This is a genomic window from Microbacterium sp. APC 3901, from assembly GCF_030407765.1.
Lineage (GTDB): Bacteria > Actinomycetota > Actinomycetes > Actinomycetales > Microbacteriaceae > Microbacterium.
The window spans coordinates 139,655-156,781 of the sequence record NZ_JASDCU010000003.1 but is presented as its reverse complement, the minus strand read 5'-3'; the positions used below and the strand labels follow the sequence as shown (position 1 = coordinate 156,781).

The following is a 17,127-nucleotide window of genomic DNA, read 5'->3' as shown; positions in this document are numbered from 1 at the left end:
TCCGAGGCGCCCGCAGATGTGTCAGGAGCCTTCGATGGCCTGGCGAGGGGCGGAGCCGCCGGACTTCAGCTCGGCGAGACGAGCCTCGACCTCGGTGAGCTCACCGAGGTCCTCGAGGCTCTCGAACTGCGCGTCGAGGCTGGACGCAGCGAGTTCGATCTTGCCCTGCGCAAGAGCCTCCTGGCGGCGGACCTTGTCTTCGAAACGGCCCAGTTCGCTGGTGGGGTCGAGGACGTTGATCGACGAGACCGCATCCTGCACCTTCGTCTGCGCCTCGGCGACCTTGGCGCGAGCGAGCAGCTCGCTGCGCTTGTTCTTCAGCTCGCCGAGCTTGTCCTTCATGCCGTTGAGGCCGGACTTCAGCTTGTCGACGATCTCGGTCTGCGCGGCGATCTGCGGCTCGGCGCCGGTCGCCTCGCGCTCAGCGCTGATCTGGCGCTGGAGCGCGATCTTCGCGAGGTTGTCGAACTTGTCGGCGTCTGCGGCGTCGCCCTTGGTGCGCATCTCGTCGGCCTTGCGGCTGGCGGCGAGGGCCTTGTTGCCCCATTCGGTGGCCGCCTGGACGTCTTCCTCGTGATCGCGCTCGAGGAGGCGCAGGTTGCCGATGGTCTCGGCGATGGCCGACTCCGCATCGGCGATGCTGTTCGTGTAGTCGCGAACGAGCTGGTCGATCATCTTCTGCGGGTCTTCCGCAGAGTCCAGGAGGGAGTTGATGTTCGCGCGGACGAGGGTCGAGATTCGTCCGAAGATGGACTGCTTGGTCATGCGTGGTTCCTTTCAGAGGGTCGGACTCGATGTCTGGGGTCGATGTGTGTGCGGTTCAGAAGCGTCGCCCTCCCGAACGGCCGCTGCGTCCGCTGGAGCGGCTGCCGCCGCCTCCGCCGAAACCGGAGCTGCGGAATCCGCCGCCTCCGCTGGAGCGCCAGCTGCTGCTGCGGGAGGAGCCACCGCCGCCTCCACCACCGGAGAGCAGGCCGCCGATGATGCCGCCGAGGATGTCGCCGCCGAGGCCGGAGCCGCCGGAACCGGATCCGCCGAAGATGCTGCCACCTCCGCCGCCCCAGCTGTCGTTCTGGTATCGGCTCGGATTCATCGCCTCGACGTCGGCCTGCGCGGATGACGTGGCTTGACGGACGAGATCGAGCGAGCGACCGGCTTCGGTGAGCGCCGCCACGGGGTCGGTCGCGCGCAGGTTCAGTGCCTGGGTGAGGGAGGCCTCGGCCTGCGACAGCCGCGTGCGTGCGGTCGACCCGACCGTGCCGCGGCGCGTCTCGATGTACTCACGGGTCGCGCGGATCTCGGAACCGGCCTGGGTCAGCGTCTGCTCGAGCATCTGCTGCGCTCGGCGGGTACGCTCCGCGGCCTGCGTGCCCTGGGCGATCGCGGCATCGATCTGCGTGTTCGCGGCCGTGAGGGCGTCGAGCACCCGCCGGGGATTGCGTGAGGCTCCGGCGAGGCCGGTCTGGGCCAGCTGCAGCTGGCGGACGGTCGCCGTGGCGACCGAGGCGATCGCTCCGTCAGGGTCTGGCAGCTGCTGCGCGGCGGCGATGTCTGCCTGCAGCTCGGTCACCAGGGCCTGCGCCTGCGCTTCGATGTCCGTCAGCTCGGAGCCGAGCGCGGTGATCGCCTGAACCAGCTGAGCCGCCTGTGCGACGGACTGCTCAGCCGTGCGGATCGCGAAGGCGGCCTCGCCTGATCTTCCCGCGGCGATCGCCTGTGCTGCGGCCTCGATCGAACGGTCTGCGAGCAGCGCGCGCTCCTGGGCCTGCGCCGGGTTGTCCGCCACGGTCGACAGAGCCGTGGGGTCGTAGGTGTCGGCGAGAGCCGAAAGAGCGGAAGCCGCGCCGGCGAGGACAGGTGCGAGCGCTGCCCGTTCGCCCTTGACGCGCTCGAGCTCCTGCGGGGCGTTCTGCTCGAGCTTGCGAAGGGCGTCGAACGCCTCGGTGTTCTCGTCGAGAACATCGTCGATCTCGTCACAGATCTGGATGATGCGGATGTGCCACGCGCGACGATCGTGGACGGTGTCCTCGATCTCGTCGTCGAGCTTCTGTTTGAGATCGAACGCCTCCGACATCTTGGCCTTGGCGGTCTCGACTGCGCCGGTGAACGCCGAGGTGGCCGCTTCGCCGAACTGCGCGACGGCGAAGCCGAGCTCCTCCCGGCTCGAGGTGATCGCATCGTCGGCCTGCACGAGGGCGGCACCTGCCTGTGTCTGCACCTGCTCGTCGGTCAGAGTCGAGAACGGATCGTTCGGATCGGGCTTCTCCGGCATGGCCCCGCGCCTGCGTATCTCGGCGTTCCTCCGGGAGCGGCGGACGAGCGCGATGACGAGCCACACGACCAGGCCGAGTGCGATGACGGCGACCACGATCAAGGTGGCTCGCAGAGCGCCCGCCCCGCCGTCACCCTCGATCTCGTCGGCAGCGAGGACGATCATGCCCTCCCAGTCCTCCTGTGCCGCCAGGCCCTGGATCTTGTCCTCCACATCGTCGAGCTTGCTGTCGCTGAGCGGACCGTCGGGGGCGGCCGAGATGTAGTAACTGCGTCCGTCCACCGCGATCGCGAGAAGATACTGCTCGGAGCCGAGGTTGTTGCTCTCTGCGACGGTGTCGGCCCAGGCGACGTTGTCGGACGGCGAGGTGAAGTCGTCGACGAGGACGACGAAGAGGTCGGAGGAGGAGTTGTCGCTGAGCGTCTGGAGTCGAGCCTCGACAGCATCCTCTTCGCTCGCGCTGAGGACGTCAGCGTCGTCGGTCACGTACCCCGAGTCGAGAGTGACCGGATCGGTCGCAGACGCGGCCGAGGCGGAGAACGCCCCTGCGGCCGCTGCCGCGGTCAGCGCGGCCAGCGCGAGCCACCGTGTCTTCATCGTGTTCCCTCCGACCGGCAGCCGAGCCCCATGGCACGAGTCTATGCACTGAGACCGACACGCGACAGCTTCCGAGCGGGGATAGCCGTTCGCCCTCAGCGGAGACACATACGCTGGATGGCATGGACGACAGGTATGGATCGGATGTGCTCGCGGCCGGCTGGCGGGAGCGCGCGGCGAGGCCGGTGCCGCAGGTTCCTGCAGAGCTCGATCTCGTCGTCGAGGTCGCACAGGACGGATTCTGCGGAGCGGTCACGCGGGTGCAGGGCGGCAACGTCGAACTCGAAGATCGAGTCGGGCGCAAGCGCCTCTTCCCCCTGGGCGGCGGGTTCCTGATCGACGGATCGCCTGTGCGCCTCACAGTCCCCGCCGCGAAGGAGCAGGGACTCCGGCGAACGGCATCCGGATCCTTCGTGTCCGCCGACCAGCGAGCCAGGGTCGCACTGCCCAGCCGCATCCTGGTGGAGGGCAAGCACGACGCCGAGCTCGTCGAGAAGGTGTGGGGCGCAGACCTGCGAGTGGAGGGTGTGGTCGTCGAGTTCCTGCAGGGCGTCGATCTGCTCGATGAGCTGCTCGCTGCAGAGCCGCCCAGCGCGTCACGCCGCTACGGGGTGCTCGTCGACCATCTCGTGCCGGGGTCGAAGGAGTCGCGCGTCGCCGATGCGGTCGCCCGCGGGCCGCATGGAAAGCACGTACGCATCGTCGGCCATCCCTTCGTCGATGTCTGGCAGTGCGTCACCCCTCGCGCCATGGGCATCGCGAAGTGGCCCGAGATCCCTCGAGGGACGGACTGGAAGACGGGAATCTGTCGCGCGTTCGGCTGGCCCTACGAGACGCAGGGCGACACCGGCCGGGCCTGGCAGCACATCCTGTCGAAGGTGCACACGTATCGTGACCTCGAACCCGCGCTCCTCGGGCGGGTCGAAGAGCTGATCGACTTCGTGACCGCCCCTGCGCACTGATCCGCGGTCTGTGCCGCTGATCGGCGCCGACTACCCTGGAACCATGCCCGAACCCCGCACCTTCCGCGACGAACCGGTCTCCTTCGTGCGCCGCAGCGGCCGCATGTCCGACGCCCAGGAGCGCGCTTTCGAAGAGCTCGGACCGCACTACCTTCTCGACGTCCCTCGCGATGTCGCCTGGACCTCGGTGCACCCTGAAGCGAGGCTCGACCCGACCGCCGAATACGGGCGGACGGCCGATCTGTACGTCGAGATCGGCTCCGGGCAGGGGCATGCGATCGTCGCCGCCGCGTCGTCGCGCCCCGGTGATGACTTCCTCGCCGTCGAGGTCTTCCGCGCCGGGCTCGCCAGGACGATGCTCGATGCCGACCGCGAGGGCGCTCGCAACGTTCGTGTGGTCGAGGCGAATGCGCCGGAGGTGCTCTCGTCGTACCTGCCCGAGGCAGCCGCGGCGGAGGTCTGGATCTTCTTCCCCGACCCATGGCATAAGAAGAAGCACACCAAGCGCCGGCTCGTCCGCCAGGGGTTCGGCGACACCGCCGCCCGCGCGCTTCGCGACGGAGGTCTCCTCCGACTCGCGACCGACTGGGAGGACTACGCCCTGCAGATGCGCGAGGTGTTGGACGCCGAGCCGTTGTTCGAGCGCGCGTTCGACGGCGAATGGGCGGAACGATTCGACGGAAGAGTCATGACGGCCTTCGAGCGCAAGGGCATCGCCAAGGGACGCGACATCCGCGATCTCGTGTATCGGCGGAAGTCGCGCGCGTGATCGACGCTCAGCGCACGTCGACGACCTGGCCCGCCGTCGTGCCCGCGCTGCTCGTGTGCCTTGCCGCACCGGCATTCTTCGTGGCGCAGATCGCGTGGCTGGGCTGGGTGCTGATCGCGCTCGGCGTCGGCGCAGCCTGGCTCGTCGAACGGCGCCTGCCGTCGTCGACGGATCAGACGGTGAGTGTCGGCGGGCGGCGTGAGAGCGCTCGCGTGATCGGAGTGAGCCGTCAGCCCTCGCTCACCCGGGACCTCTCGCTGATCGCCCTCGGCATGCTCATCGTGAGCGTCATCCCGCTGGCGGCCGAACTCGACAACCTCGCCATGCTGCGGTTCACCCTCGCACTCGGTGGCGCCGTCGTCGTGCCGTACGTCGTCTCCCGCTTCCTCTTCCGTGACCGCGCGATCAGCTTCCCCTGGCGAACAGGGCAGCGATGGGGGCGGCTGCAGTGGGGGTGGCTCGTCGCGGTCCTGGTGCTCGGATGGCTGATCCTGCCGTTCTACTTCATCACCAGCGGCGTCTATCAGAACTGGCCGGTCGTCGATTCCCCGGACCTCATCGCGCGACTCTTCGTCGGGGTGGGAGCCGTCGGCATCTGGGATGAGCTCTTCTTCATCTGCACCGTCTTCGCGCTGCTACGCCGCCACTTTCCCGATGTCCTCGCCAACGTCCTGCAGGCGATCGTGTTCGTGTCGTTCCTGTGGGAGCTCGGCTACCGCGAGTGGGGCCCCCTGCTGACGATCCCGTTCGCCCTCCTGCAGGGGTTCATCTTCGTGCGCACGCACTCGCTCGCCTATGTCGTCACCGTGCATCTGCTGTTCGATGCGGTCGTCTTCGCCGTGCTCGTGCATGCGCACAACCCGGGGCTGCTGCCGATCTTCCTGATCTGACAGCGCGCGAGGCTCGATACGATCGAGTCATGCTCATCGTCGGACTCGTCCTCGCCGCGGCCGCTGCCGCGTTCCACGTCTTCATCTTCGCGCTCGAATCGCTCAAGTGGACCGAACCCGAGACGAGGAAGATCTTCGGCGTCGCCAGCGAAGCGGATGCCGTCACCATGAAGGCCCTCGCTTTCAATCAGGGCTTCTACAACCTGTTCCTGGCTCTCACCGCGCTGCTCGGTGTCGGTTTCGTGATCATCGGACTCACGACGGTCGGACTCACGCTGGTCTTCGCCGGCACGGGAATGATGCTCGCCGCAGCGCTGGTGCTGGTGCTGTCAGACGGCACCAAGCTGCGTGCGGCCGCGATGCAGGGCACACTGCCGCTGCTCGCCGTCATCGCGACGGCGATCGGTGTCTCGCTCGGCTGACTTCCGCGCTGATCCTGTTCGAGGGGTGACTTCGCGGGGTGCACGGGCCACACTCGATGCATGAGCGACTGGGTTCTGCACGTGGACATGGACCAGTTCATCGCTTCCGTCGAGGTGCTGCGCAGGCCCGAGCTCGCGGGACTTCCCGTGATCGTCGGCGGCAGGGGGGACCCGACGGAGCGAGCGGTCGTCTCGACGGCCTCGTACGAGGCGCGCGAGTTCGGCATCGGATCGGGGATGCCGTTGAAAGTGGCGGCACGCAAGGCGCCCGACGATGCGGTCTTCCTGCCGGTCGACCACGACGCCTACGAGTCGGCGTCGACCGAGGTGATGTCGACGCTGCGCGCGCTGCCGGGGGTGGTGCTCGAGGTCATCGGCTGGGACGAGTGCTTCCTCGGCGTCACGACGGATGACCCCGAGCGGGTCGCGAGCATTGCTCAGACCGCAGTTCTCGAGTCGACCGGACTGCACTGCTCCGTCGGCATCGGCGACAACAAGGTGCGTGCCAAGATCGCGACCGAGTTCGGCAAGCCTCGCGGCATGTTCCGACTCACCGCCGAGAACTGGTTCGAGGTGATGGGGGACAGGCCCACGCGCGAGCTGTGGGGAGTCGGTCCGAAGGTGCAGAAGAGGCTCGCCACGCACGGCATCGCGACCGTTCGGGAGCTCGCCGAGGCGGACCAGGATCAGCTCGTCGCGGAGTTCGGGCCGCGAATGGGTGTGTGGTACCGCGACCTCGGGTCGGGTCTCGGACCGAGTGCGGTCGACAGCACCCCCTGGGTGGCGCGCAGCCACAGCCGGGAGACGACGTTTCAGCAGAACCTCACGACGGCCTCGGAGGTGCGGTCGGCGCTGACGGAACTCGCAGGTCAGGCCTTCGACGACTGCGCCGCCGAGGGGCGCCCGGTGGTCCGCGTGCACCTCAAGGTGCGGTACGCACCGTTCGAGACGAAGACCTTCGGTCGCAAGTTGCCAGAGCCGACGACCGAGCGCTCAGACGTCGTCGATGCAGCTCTCGCACTCGGCGCCACGCTCGATCGCGACCGTGAAGTGCGACTTCTCGGTGTGCGCGCCGAGATGGCGATGCCGCGCGGTGGCGGCCGGACGGAGCGCACCCCCGTCAGAGGTCGAATCTGACGGGGGTGGTCACACACCGGGAGTTCAGAACTTCAGGAGGACCTTGCCGACGCGTCCCGCGGTGTTGCTCGCACGCACAGCGTCCGCCGCGTCCGCGGCGTCGAAGACGCCGGCCACCGGCAGCGTCAGGGTGCCGTCGCTGACACGCTGGATGAGCTCGCCGAACAGGGCGCCGCGCGTGGCGGCATCCATGGTCTGGATGACCTTGCTGCCCCAGAAGCCCTTGACGGTGGCCTGCTTGAAGATGACGTCGCCGGACGCGATCTCCATCGTGGGGGAGTTCATGGCGCCGAACGCGACGAGGGTTCCGCCCTCGCCGAGGAGCGACAGCACGTCACCCGCCGACGAACCGCCGACAGAGTCGATGCCGTAGGCGATGTGCGCGCCGCCGGTGATCTCGGCGATCTGCTGACGCCAGCCGTCGTCGTCGGTCGAGACCACGTTCTCGATGCCCTGTTCGCGGAGTTCTTCGACACCGGCGGAGCGACGCACGAGGCCGATGACGTTCACGCCACGGGCGGCGCCGAGCTGGGCGAGCATGCGCCCGACTGCACCGTTCGCCGCGTTCTGGACGATCCAGTCACCCTTCTCCGCCCCCAGGAACTGCAGCAGGCTGATGGTGCTGAACGGCATCGAGACGAGCTGCGCCGCGCTCTCGTCGCTGAGCGACTCGGGAACCGGGATGAGCCCCGCGGCGTTCGCGACCACGTACTCCGCCCAGGCGCCGAACGTGCCGCCCGTCGCGACGCGCTGGCCGACGGTCAGGCTGTCGACGCCCTCACCGAGAGCGTCGACGATGCCGAGAGCCTCGGTGCCGGATGCCGCGGGCAGCTCGGGCTTGAAGCCGTAGGTGCCCCGGATGGTCCAGAGGTCGTGGTTGTGGATCGGCGACAGTACGATCTTCAGCCGCACCTGACCAGGGCCGGGCTCGGGCGTGGGGCGTTCGGTGACGGTCAGAACCTGTTCGGGATCGCCGAAGATGTCATGGGTGAGTGCGCGCATTGTGTCTCCTCGTGGGATGGATCGTGGGGGATGTACGGGGCGGATCAGTCGTCGGTGACGGTGATCTCGACGTCGATGTTGCCGCGGGTCGCGTTGGAGTAGGGGCACACCTTGTGGGCGGCGTCCGCGAGGGCCTGAGCCTGCTCGTGGGGGAGGTCGGGGATGACGACCTCGAGCTGCACGGCGAGTCCGAAACCTCCCTCTCCGTTGGATCCGATCTGCACGCGTGCGCCGACCGACGAGTCGGTGATCTTGACCTTCTGCGTGCGGGCGACCGACTGCAGAGCCGAGTGGAAGCACGCGGCGTACCCGGCGGCGAACAGCTGCTCGGGGTTCGCCCCGTCGCCGCTGCCGCCCATCTCCTTCGGGATGGCGAGGTCGAGCTCGAGGTTGCCTTCGCTCGTGGCGACGCGGCCGGCGCGTCCGGCTCCCGTGGCGAGTGCCTCAGCGGTGTAGAGAGCGTCCATGGTGTGGATTCCTTCCGGGTTGTGGTCAGTCGGCACGTGGTGTGCGCGTGAGGGGCGCGGGGGTGGCCCCTGTCTTCTGCAGCCGCTCGGTGAGCTCCTGCAGCTCGGCGATCAGACGGTGACGCTGGTCGTCGTCCTGCATTCCGGCGAGGGCTGCGATCGTGGTGTGGACCGGCGCGACCTCGGTGCGCAGTGCCGTGCCCGCCTCGGTCAGCCCCACCGTGACGACCCGCTCGTCGGCCGAGCTGCGGGCTCGGATCACGTACCCCGCCTGCTCGAGGCGACGGACGAGGGGGGAGAGGGTGCCCGAATCGAGCTGCATCGCGTCGCCCAGCGATCCGATCGTCTGCTCGCCCTCCATCCAGAGGATCGCGAGAACCAGGTACTGCGGGTAGGTGAGACCCCAGGGTGCGAGGAGCGCTCGATAGGCCTGCGTCGTCGCTCGTGCGGCGGAATACAGCGAGAAGCACACCATCTCATCGGTCACGGGCATTCCACAAGCATTGCACACGATTAAGTTGTGCACAATCTAAGTTCGATCGAACCCTCGCTACGATGAGGCCGTGCGGCTCCGTCCCGTCGACCTCGTCGACATCTTCGTCTACCTCGTGGTGCTCGGCGTCTTCATCCAGCTGTTCCCCGAGGTCATCTCCGAGTCGTTCCTTCTCGCACTGCTGACAGCGGTACTGCTCAAGGTCGTGCTCGAGGGAGTGCTCTTCGTGAAGAAGCGCATCGTGGCGCGCATCCGCGGCACGCGCAGCCACGGGATCAGAGTGCTGAACGTCGCCGCATTGCTCTTCGTCCTTCCTGGCAGCAAGTTCCTCGTGCTCGAGATCGTGGCGTGGGTCTTCGGCGACGCCGTGTATCTGGGTGGGTTCTTGCAGGTGACCGCACTCATCATCGTGCTCATGCTCGCAAGGGGCGGTGTTCGGCGGATCATCGATCCTCCGAGCCGCGAGTCGCAGGCAGGCTGATACTCGCTCGCCGTCGGCACGCAGATATCGTGACACCTGTCTAATTGCTAGCTAGGCTAGTAGTCATGGAACGCTACATTCGCCTGCGCTGGGTGGGCTTGGTCTTCATCAGCATCGCCGTGTCGCTGATCATCGTCGATTCGACGATCGTGAATGTGGCGATCCCGGCGATCGTCGACGACCTGGGCATCACCTCCACCGAGGTGCAGTGGGTGCAGGAGGCGTACACGCTGGTGTTCGCCGCTCTGCTCCTGGTGTTCGGCAGCCTGGCGGATCGCCTCGGACGACGGCGGGTGATGATCGTCGGCGTCGTCGTCTTCGCGGCATCCTCGGTGCTCGCCGCGTTCGCACCCGACGGCGGGATGCTGATCCTCGCCCGTCTCGCGCAGGGAGTCGGAGGATCGATGATCCTCCCGACCACTCTCTCGATCATCAACGCGACCTTCCGCGGCCGCGAGCGTGGCATCGCCTTCGCGGTGTGGGGCTCGACGATCGGTGGCATGGCGGCCGTGGGTCCGCTGCTGGGGGGATGGCTCACGACCGAGTTCTCCTGGCGCTGGGCTTTCGGGATCAACATCCCGCTGGGGATCATCATCGTCATCGGGGTGCTGCTCACGGTGGCCGAATCGCGCAGCGATCGGACGTCGAAGATCGACGTCGTCGGGGCGATCCTCTCGGTGATCACGATGGCCAGTCTCGTGTTCGGTCTGATCGAGGGGCGCACCTACGGGTGGTGGCTCGTCGACCAGCGCCCGCAGATCGGTGACTGGACCTGGCCGCTGGATGTGTCTCCGATCCCGTTCGCCTTCGCGGTGGCCGTCGCGGGGCTCGTCGCCTTCATCGCCTGGGGCGTGCACCGGGAACGCCACGGACGGTCGACCCTTCTGGCTCTGCGACTGTTCTCCATCCCGTCCTTCCGCAACGGCAACATCGCTGCCACAGTGGTCTCGCTGGGCGAGTTCGGCATCATCCTCGCACTGCCGCTGTGGCTGCAGTTCGTCCTGGGCTTCGATGCGCTCCAGACGGGCCTGCTGCTGCTCGCGCTGGCGGGCGGGTCGTTCGTCGCCAGCGGTGCTGCAGGCGCGGCGAGCGGCAAGATCGCTCCGGTCTGGGTCGTGCGCGCAGGCCTCCTCGCCGAGATCGTCGGAGTCGCGGGCGTCGGCTTCGTCATCGCACCCGACGCCTCGTGGGTGCCCCTCATCCCGTTCCTGTTCGTCTACGGACTCGGTGTGGGCCTCGCCACAGCTCAGCTGACGGGTGTCGTGCTCGCCGACGTGCCGGTCGACGACAGCGGCGCGGCGTCGGGGACGCAATCGACCTCCCGGCAGCTCGGAGCAGCACTGGGAGTCGCGATCCTCGGCACGGTGCTGTTCACGAGCACGGCCGGGATCCTCTCATCGTCGCTCGACGCACGGGGGCTTCCGATCGAGCAGCGCGATCAGATCGTGTCGTCCGTCGTCGACAGCGCGGGCGGGGCCATCAGCGGGCTGGAGGCGCAGCCCGAGACCGCCGGGATCGCAGACGACGCGAAGGCTGCTTTCTCCGACGGCACGCGATTCGCCGCGTGGACCGCGGCAGGGTTCTTGTCGCTGGGTCTGCTCTCGACGATCTCGCTCGGCGCCGGTGCGGGTGCGAAGCCACGCCGAGACGAGGGCTCTGAAGCGCCGCGGAGCGGTGCGTCCGACTGAGGGAGTCCCCGCGCTTAGCGGTCCGCTGCTCGATCGTCACGTGCGGCACGGCGACGACGGGGGCGCGTTCCGGGTCTTGCCTCCGCGGGGCGCACCTCTGGAGGAATCGCGGTGCGGTCGCCGGAGAGCCATCGAAGCCATGTCGTGCTCGGGTCGCCCTCGAGCACCAGAGAGCGCACGAGCAGGGTGAGCGGAATCGACAGGATCGCCCCGAGCGGTCCGATGATGAACGTCCAGAAGATCACCGAGAGGAAGCTCAGTGTGAGGCTGAGGTCGACCGCGTCGCTGACGAACTTGGGCTGCACGAGGACCTGCAGCACGACGTTGACCACGCAGTAGACCGCGACGACGGCGAGGAGCAAAGGCCAGTCGCCGACGACGAACGCGAGGATCGCCGGCGGCACGAGCCCGAGGATGAACCCGATGTTCGGGATGAAGTTCGTGACGAACGCGAGGATCGCCCAGACGATCGGAACGGGGATCCCCATCCACCACAGCGCGAGCCCGTCGATGACCGCGACGATGGCGCCGAACGTGGCGTTCACGACGTAGTACCTCCGGATGCCGGAGTTGAGTCGCACGATGCGCTCGATCGTCGCTCCCTCGGTCGCTGCGAAGAGCGCGGGGGCCTGACGGTAGCGGGCGGCATCGACGGCCATGAAGATGATGTACGCGCAGACGAAGAACAGCGCGGTCGCGACGCTGAGCACCGTGCCGCCGACGCTGCGAACGAGCCCGAGCAATGTCTCCGGATCGAGCACCGAGGCGGCGGCATCCGAGGCTTCCGCGTCCAGTCCGAGCGACTGCAGAGTCGAGACGAGCTGATCTGCGGCTCGGTTCAGACCACCCTCGGAGACGAGGTCGGTGATCAGCCGAGCGAACTGCGTGCCTGCGAGCCACAGCAGTGCCCCCATGGCCACGAGAATCAGATAGGCGAGAGCGATGACTGCCGTGGTGCTCGCCCACCGGGGCCAACCTCGGCGATCGAGCGGGCGGCGCAGGGGCTCGCAGATGATCACGATCACGATCGCGAGTGCGACGGGCCCGAACACCGCACGGAGGAAGTACACCCCGGCGAGAGCGACCGTTGCGGCCGCGAGCGTCAGGAGAACGCGCAGGCTGGGGGAGAGCCCTCCGACCGTCGCGGAATCCGGAGCGGGAGAGGTGCGTGTGGGGCCGTCGTTGTCCTTCGGCCGACGATTGCGCAACATCTCACGAATCATAGGCGGTGGGTGCTGCTCCCGGACACGGCAGATCAACGCGAAGAGCCGCCTGAAAACAGGCGGCTCTTCGCGATGCGGAATTCTGCGGACGACTTGACATTCGTTCCGACAAGAACCTGTGTGTGCCCCCGACAGGAGTCGAACCTGCGACCTACGGTACCGGAAACCGGCGCTCTATCCACTGAGCTACGGAGGCGTACCGGTCGACAATATCACTGCTCGGGAGTGGTCTCCGACTCACCGGCCTCGGTGACCGGCGCGTCGCCCAGTTCGCCGAGGGCGGTGGCCAGCTTCTCGGCGAGGTAGCGGTGGCCGTCGGTCGACGGATGCTTGCGGCCCACCTCGACGTCGATGACCGACAGATAGTTCTGGTCGGTGATCCACGCCTGCGCGATGGGGGAGATGTACCACCAGCTGCGAGCCGCGGCGAGTTCGGCGAGATCGGCGTCGATGCGAGCGGTCTCGGCACCCACAGGCAGCTCGTGCGGTGCGGGGCCGAGGATGACGATCGTCGCCTCCGGGTACTTCGCCGCCATCGCGTCCCAGGCGGCGGTGACGGCTTCTCTGTACCCGGCCTCGCCCTGGGCCCGGTCGTTGATCGACCCCTGCAGGACGATCAGGTCGGGGGCGAGCGCGGGATCGAGAGTGGCGATGCGCTCGCCGAAGGCGGGGCCGTCGAGTCCGGGCTTGAGATAGCCGCTGCCGCGGACGCCGTCCACGATCGTCGCGCCGTCGATCAGGTCGGCGAGCCGATACGCGTAGCCGAGGGTCGGGTCGGTCGCGGCCGAGCCGTAGGTCCAGGAGTCGCCGAAGACGAGAACGGTCGGATGCTCGGGAAGGAGAAGCGGAGCAGGCGCGATCTCGACCGCCTCCTGCTCACCTGCCGCGGCACCGACGGGAGTCGAGGACGGCACCGGAACCCACGGGCGCCAGACGCCGAGGACGACAGCGGCGAGCGCCAGGATCACGGCGACGGCGAGGGCTGCGACGGGCAGTCGACGACGGGCGGGTGCGGCCTTCATGGCATGACTGTAGATCACGATCCCGCCCCCGCAAATTCGGGCGCGTGACGCGCCGTAAACTGGGAGGCCTATGAATCCTGAAACGCTCGCCACAGCCCTCCTCGCCGTCCTCGCACCGATCGCCGAGCAACGACGTCCTGGCGAGCCGCTCGCGCTCACCGCCTCGGACATCGTCTTCGAGCGCCCTCGCAACCGCGACCACGGTGACTGGGCCTCGAACATCGCGATGCGCCTGGCGAAGCCGTTCGGCACGAATCCGCGTGAGCTCGCGCAGCAGATCGCCGACGGACTCGCGCAGGTCGCCGGCGTGCAGAGCGCCGAGGTCGCGGGTCCCGGGTTCATCAACATCCGCCTCGATGCGGCTGCCGCCGGTGCCCTGGCGAAGGTGATCGTCGAGGCGGGCGCCGAGTACGGGCACAACGACACCCAGGCCGGGCATTCGATCAACATCGAGTTCGTGAGTGCGAATCCGACCGGACCGCTCCACATCGGCCATACCCGCTGGGCAGCGCTCGGCGACGCGATCGCCCGTGTGCTGGCGGCCTCCGGAGCGCAGGTCGCCAGGGAGTACTACATCAACGACGCCGGCGTGCAGATGGAGCGCTTCGCGAACTCGGTGCTGGCCGCCGTCAAGGGCGAGCCCACCCCCGAGGGCGGGTACGCCGGCAGCTACATCGGCGACCTGGCGGCGCGTGTCCTCGCAGCGCGGCCCGACCTGCTCGATCTTCCCGACGACGAGCAGGTGGTCGTCACTCGTGAACTCGCCTACGGGTTCCAGCTCGACGAGCAGAAGCTCTCGCTCTCGAAGTTCAACGTCGACTTCGACGTGTGGTTCTCGGAGCGCACACTGCACGCGAAAGACGACGAGGGGATCAGCTTCGTCGACCGCGCCGTCGACCGCCTTCGCGAGCAGGGCCACGTGTTCGACGACGAGGGCGCGGTGTGGGTGCGCACGACCGACTTCGGAGATGACAAGGATCGTGTGATCCGTCGCTCCAACGGCGAGTACACCTACTTCGCCGCCGACGCCGCGTACTACCTCAACAAGGGCGACCGGGGATTCGAGTACAAGCTGTATCTGCTGGGTGCCGACCACCACGGGTACGTGCATCGTCTCAAGGCGATCGCGGGCGCGGCGGGGGAGGACCCAGAGAAGAACGTCGAGGTGCTGATCGGGCAGCTCGTGTCGGTGGGCGGAGCACGGCTCAGCAAGCGCGCCGGGAACATCATCGAGATGGATGATCTGCGCGAATGGCTCGGCACTGACGCACTGCGCTATTCGCTCGAGCGCTCGCCTGCCGATTCGCCTCTCGCGCTCGACCCCGAGCTGCTGCAGAAGCGCACGAACGACAACCCGGTGTTCTACGTCCAGTACGCGCACGCCCGCACGCACAACGTCGCGCGCAACGCCGCCGACTCCGGGGTGGATCGTTCGGAGTTCGCACCCGAGACGCTCACGCACGAGACCGAGAGCGCGCTGCTCGGCGCTCTGCAGGAGTTCCCTCGCATCGTGGCGTTCGCCGCCGAGGTGCGCGAGCCGCACCGTGTGGCGCGCTATCTCGAGGAGCTCGCGGGGTTGTACCACCGCTGGTACGACAACTGCCGTGTCATCCCGCAGGGCGACGACCCTGTAGAGACGGTGCACCGCACGCGTCTGTGGCTGAACGACGCCGCAGGGCAGGTGTTCCGCAACGGGCTCGACCTGCTCGGCGTGTCCGCTCCCGAGCGCATGTGACTCCTGCTGCCGTCCGGTGCCGTAGGGCAGGATGGCAGCATGAGCGACGACAACCACACCCTTCCATACCCCGCTGCGGATTCCGAGCACCCGACGCTCGTGATCCCCGGCGGGAAGGACGGCTCGTCTGCCGACGGTGTCGCGTCATCCGCACGCACGCGCAAGCGCTGGCCGTGGGTGCTGCTGATCCTCGTGGTGGTGGTGGGCGCTCTCGTCGTCGCGGCGGAGTTCATCGCGCGGGCGGTCCTGCCCGGCACAGTGCGGGGGATCGTGATCGAGCAGCTCGACCTTCCCGCCGACCAGGAGCTCGCCGTCGAGGCCGACGGCATCCTGCTGCCTCAGCTGATCGGTGGAACGCTCGACCGCCTGCACCTCTCCACTGATTCCGTGACTCTCGAAGGGATCACCGGCGCCGTCGACGTCACTGCCACCGGTGTCCCGCTGCGCGGCGGCGATCTGCGCGACGCGTCAGGCACCATCCGCATCGACGAATCGCAGTTCACGGCTCTGCTGTCGAACACCGATCTGCCGATCGACACTGTCACTCTCGAGGCGCCGAACGCGACGGTCGCCGGCTCCGTCAGCGTGCTGGGCCTCGCGATCCCGGTCTCCCTCACCGTCACTCCCGGCGTTGCAGAGGGCGATGTCGAACTGACGCCTGTCGGGTTGACGATCGGCGGTCTCGAGGTCGACGCGGATCAGGTCGGCTCGACCCTCGGGGCGCTGGGGGACCGGCTCACCGAGACGCAGCGCATCTGCATCGCCGATCAGCTGCCCGCCGGCATCGCACTCACCGACCTCGAGATCGATGGAACAGAGGCGGTGATCGACGTCGACGTCGACGGTGCCATCGCGACCGACGAGAGCCTGCTCGAGAAGGGCACCTGCCCGCGCGGGTGACGCTCAGCCGTCGTCGGAACCGAGGCGGGCGTCCCGTTCGGCCTTCTGCGCCGCGCGAAGCTCCGACGTCGCGAGCGCGACCTCGGCCTCAGCGCGCTGCACTCGACGCTGGGGGAAGGTCGTCGCGCCGAACCGGGCATGCACTCGGTCTTTCCGTTCCTCTTCCGACGTGACGATGTAGGCGCAGGAGATCAAGATGACCTGAGTCGACAGGTTGAGCCAGATCAGCAGCGCGAGCAGGGTGGCGAAGGACGCCAGCAGCGGATTGCTCGTAGCGCCGCCGATGAACAGTCCGGAGAGCTCCTGCAGCACGAGCAGCCCGATGCCGCCGATGAGAGCCCCGATCCAAAGGGAGCGCCTCGATGGTCGCAGACCGGAGAGCAGCCGGAACACACCTGCGATGAGCACCGTGTCGAGCACGAGCACGACGACGACGGAGACGATCCGGATGCTCCAGGACGCTGCCGGCGAATCCTCGGAGATGCCGAGCAATCCGCTGATCCAGGTGATTCCGAGCCGGCCGGCGAAGGTGACGGCCGCCGCGGCGACGAACAGCACAGCGACACCGGCCGCGAGCAGCAGGTTGCGCAGCAGCACCCAGATGAACAGCACATCCGCGTGTGCGGTGCCCGCGAGGACGCGCACCGCCCTGCGCAACGACCCCACGGCGCCGAGCGCCGAGCCGATCAGAGCGACCGTCGAGACGGCGCCGGCGATCGACAGCGAGATCGGCTCCTTCAGATCATCGGGATCGACCACCCCGTTGTCGCCGATGAGGCCGGGCACGACGGCCTGGACCGCGGAGATGATCGCGTCCCAGGCGTCGGGGTTTCCGGCCAGCCACAGCGCGGCGATCGAGAAGCCGAGGAGGACGGCGGCGAACACGCTGAACAGAGCGCGGTACGTCACGCTGTCGGCCAGCATGGGGCCCCGGCGCTCGGAGTAGAGCAGGAAGGCCCGCACCGGGCGACGTGTCAGTGCCCAGCGGATCGCCGCAGTGCTGACGCGCGCGATCAGGCCTGGGCGTCGGGCATCGGGTGCTGCGGATTCGGTGCTCATCTCCACCA

The 17,127-nt window shown here is 68.0% G+C and carries 17 protein-coding genes and 1 tRNA gene; 9 read left to right on the top strand and 9 right to left on the bottom strand.

Annotated features, from left to right (window positions below; genetic code table 11):
- Positions 1-21 precede the first annotated feature (21 nt).
- Complete coding sequence (locus tag QMA07_RS03865; RefSeq protein WP_290160143.1) at positions 22-765, bottom strand: PspA/IM30 family protein; 744 nt, start codon at positions 763-765, stop codon at positions 22-24.
- 55 nt (positions 766-820) lie between these two features.
- Positions 821-2,869, bottom strand: coding sequence for a TPM domain-containing protein (locus QMA07_RS03860; RefSeq protein ID WP_290160142.1), 2,049 nt, complete (start codon positions 2,867-2,869; stop codon positions 821-823).
- A gap of 122 nt (positions 2,870-2,991) precedes the next feature.
- Here QMA07_RS03860 and QMA07_RS03855 point away from each other — a divergent pair, with 122 nt between their 5' ends.
- The 5 genes from QMA07_RS03855 to QMA07_RS03835 are packed head-to-tail and all read left to right on the top strand — an operon-like array spanning position 2,992 to position 7,049.
- Entirely contained in the window at positions 2,992-3,831 is an 840-nt protein-coding gene (locus tag QMA07_RS03855; protein ID WP_290160141.1) for a DUF3097 domain-containing protein, read from the top strand.
- Positions 3,832-3,874: 43 nt separating this feature from the next.
- The gene (trmB, locus tag QMA07_RS03850) at positions 3,875-4,600 is read left to right on the top strand and encodes a tRNA (guanosine(46)-N7)-methyltransferase TrmB (RefSeq protein WP_290160140.1); all 726 of its coding nucleotides are present in this window, start codon (positions 3,875-3,877) and stop codon (positions 4,598-4,600) included.
- On the top strand, positions 4,597-5,490 hold the full coding sequence (locus QMA07_RS03845) for a CPBP family intramembrane glutamic endopeptidase (protein ID WP_290160139.1): 894 nt from the start codon (positions 4,597-4,599) through the stop codon (positions 5,488-5,490). Before trmB ends, QMA07_RS03845 begins: the two co-directional genes overlap by 4 nt.
- A 29-nt stretch (positions 5,491-5,519) precedes the next feature.
- Complete coding sequence (locus QMA07_RS03840; protein WP_290160138.1) at positions 5,520-5,912, top strand: DUF1304 domain-containing protein; 393 nt, start codon at positions 5,520-5,522, stop codon at positions 5,910-5,912.
- 60 nt (positions 5,913-5,972) lie between these two features.
- Positions 5,973-7,049: a DNA polymerase IV gene (locus tag QMA07_RS03835; RefSeq protein WP_290160137.1), complete on the top strand. Its 1,077-nt coding sequence runs from the start codon at positions 5,973-5,975 to the stop codon at positions 7,047-7,049.
- 24 nt (positions 7,050-7,073) lie between these two features.
- On the opposite strand, the gene QMA07_RS03830 is transcribed toward QMA07_RS03835, so the two are convergent.
- The 3 genes from QMA07_RS03830 to QMA07_RS03820 are packed head-to-tail and all read right to left on the bottom strand — an operon-like array spanning position 7,074 to position 9,011.
- Positions 7,074-8,051: a zinc-binding dehydrogenase gene (locus tag QMA07_RS03830; protein WP_290160136.1), complete on the bottom strand. Its 978-nt coding sequence runs from the start codon at positions 8,049-8,051 to the stop codon at positions 7,074-7,076.
- Positions 8,052-8,095: 44 nt separating this feature from the next.
- A complete protein-coding gene (locus tag QMA07_RS03825; RefSeq protein ID WP_290160135.1) occupies positions 8,096-8,518 on the bottom strand; it encodes an organic hydroperoxide resistance protein in 423 nt (140 codons plus the stop codon).
- 25 nt (positions 8,519-8,543) lie between these two features.
- A complete protein-coding gene (locus tag QMA07_RS03820) occupies positions 8,544-9,011 on the bottom strand; it encodes a MarR family transcriptional regulator (protein WP_290160134.1) in 468 nt (155 codons plus the stop codon).
- A 70-nt stretch (positions 9,012-9,081) separates the two neighbouring features.
- Between QMA07_RS03820 and QMA07_RS03815 the strand changes: the two genes are divergently transcribed.
- Both QMA07_RS03815 and QMA07_RS03810 read left to right on the top strand, forming a co-directional pair.
- Positions 9,082-9,492, top strand: coding sequence for a hypothetical protein (locus QMA07_RS03815; RefSeq protein ID WP_290160133.1), 411 nt, complete (start codon positions 9,082-9,084; stop codon positions 9,490-9,492).
- Positions 9,493-9,557: 65 nt separating this feature from the next.
- Positions 9,558-11,180: a DHA2 family efflux MFS transporter permease subunit gene (locus QMA07_RS03810; RefSeq protein WP_290160132.1), complete on the top strand. Its 1,623-nt coding sequence runs from the start codon at positions 9,558-9,560 to the stop codon at positions 11,178-11,180.
- A 14-nt stretch (positions 11,181-11,194) separates the two neighbouring features.
- On the opposite strand, the gene QMA07_RS03805 is transcribed toward QMA07_RS03810, so the two are convergent.
- The 3 genes from QMA07_RS03805 to QMA07_RS03795 all read right to left on the bottom strand — a co-directional run bounded on the left by QMA07_RS03805 (position 11,195) and on the right by QMA07_RS03795 (position 13,425).
- The gene (locus QMA07_RS03805) at positions 11,195-12,391 is read right to left on the bottom strand and encodes an AI-2E family transporter (RefSeq protein WP_290160131.1); all 1,197 of its coding nucleotides are present in this window, start codon (positions 12,389-12,391) and stop codon (positions 11,195-11,197) included.
- Positions 12,392-12,526: 135 nt separating this feature from the next.
- A tRNA-Arg gene (locus tag QMA07_RS03800) sits at positions 12,527-12,599 on the bottom strand.
- A gap of 16 nt (positions 12,600-12,615) precedes the next feature.
- A complete protein-coding gene (locus QMA07_RS03795) occupies positions 12,616-13,425 on the bottom strand; it encodes an SGNH/GDSL hydrolase family protein (RefSeq protein WP_290160130.1) in 810 nt (269 codons plus the stop codon).
- A 70-nt stretch (positions 13,426-13,495) separates the two neighbouring features.
- Here QMA07_RS03795 and argS point away from each other — a divergent pair, with 70 nt between their 5' ends.
- Both argS and QMA07_RS03785 read left to right on the top strand, forming a co-directional pair.
- A complete protein-coding gene (argS, locus tag QMA07_RS03790) occupies positions 13,496-15,160 on the top strand; it encodes an arginine--tRNA ligase (protein ID WP_290160129.1) in 1,665 nt (554 codons plus the stop codon).
- Positions 15,161-15,199: 39 nt separating this feature from the next.
- A complete protein-coding gene (locus tag QMA07_RS03785) occupies positions 15,200-16,060 on the top strand; it encodes a DUF2993 domain-containing protein (RefSeq protein ID WP_290160128.1) in 861 nt (286 codons plus the stop codon).
- Between the two features lie 3 nt (positions 16,061-16,063).
- On the opposite strand, the gene QMA07_RS03780 is transcribed toward QMA07_RS03785, so the two are convergent.
- Complete coding sequence (locus tag QMA07_RS03780) at positions 16,064-17,119, bottom strand: YhjD/YihY/BrkB family envelope integrity protein (protein WP_290160127.1); 1,056 nt, start codon at positions 17,117-17,119, stop codon at positions 16,064-16,066.
- Positions 17,120-17,127: the final 8 nt, after the last annotated feature.